Annotated in this window: 1 protein-coding gene; it reads right to left on the reverse strand. The window is 75.9% G+C overall.

Annotation, left to right across the window (positions count from 1 at the left end; all coding sequences use genetic code 11):
* Positions 1-70 precede the first annotated feature (70 nt).
* On the reverse strand, positions 71-547 hold the full coding sequence (locus tag CCN35_RS27285) for a universal stress protein (protein WP_067389721.1): 477 nt from the start codon (positions 545-547) through the stop codon (positions 71-73).
* Between the last annotated feature and the right edge of the window lie 375 nt (positions 548-922).

A 922-nucleotide genomic window follows, 5' to 3' on the forward strand; every position in this document is an offset into this window, starting at 1 on the left:
TCCCTCCCCGGTCCCCCGCCCGTCATGAGCCCGGGGCATCCATGAGCCCGGGGCGTCCAAAGACGCCCCGCTAGTCCTCCGGCCGGCGCTCCGCCGAGCCCTCCGGCCGGTGCTCCTGGCGCACCACGACCACCGGGCAGGCCGCGTGCTGGGCGCAGCGCTGGCTGACCGAGCCGAGCATCGCACGGGCGAAGCCCCCGCGGCCCCGGCTGCCCACGACGAGGATCTCCGCTCCCTCCGAGGCACGGATCAGCACCTCCGACGGATCGCCCTCGACGAGATACGTCTCCAGGAAGGCCGGACGCTCGTCCCCGAAGACGTCGCGCAACTCCTCCGCGAAGCGTTCCCGGGCCTGCTGCAGATCGAAGTCGGGATCGATCGCCGGCCCGGTCCAGCCGGCGGACGACGGCGTGTCCCAGGAGTGGATCGCCTCCACCTTCCCGCCGACGAGCCGGGCGTAGTCCACCGCCCAGCGCAGTGCCGCGTACGACGACGGAGAACCGTCCACCCCCACGACCACCCGGCGTCGCGGTTCCGAGGGCTGCATGGCCACCTCACTCAGCAGTCGCTGTTCCTACGTCCACGCTGCCCGGACCGGCCCGGCCGTGCCAGCCGGAGCCGACGGACGCGCATGCCCCGGGGGGCCGGTCGGCCCCGGGGCGGGACCTGCGGCCTCTGGGCGGCGTGCGCGGCGGCAAGGACCCTCGAGACAGGAACGCTCGGGGGTGGAGCACCCGTCCGGGAGGCACCCGTGTCCCGCACCGTCGCCCCGGCCCAGGCGGTGCCGTCCGGATCCCGCCGGGATCCCCGGACAGCACCCGGTCGGCCGCACCCGGACCGGTCACGGGCCCGTCCCCGGCGCCGTCGGCGCGGCCGACGACGAGGTGCCGGACGACGGGGGCGGGGCGAGGATGGTGCTCGC

The sequence above is a fragment of the Streptomyces thermovulgaris genome, assembly GCF_002155915.1.
In the GTDB taxonomy this organism is placed as follows: domain Bacteria; phylum Actinomycetota; class Actinomycetes; order Streptomycetales; family Streptomycetaceae; genus Streptomyces; species Streptomyces thermovulgaris.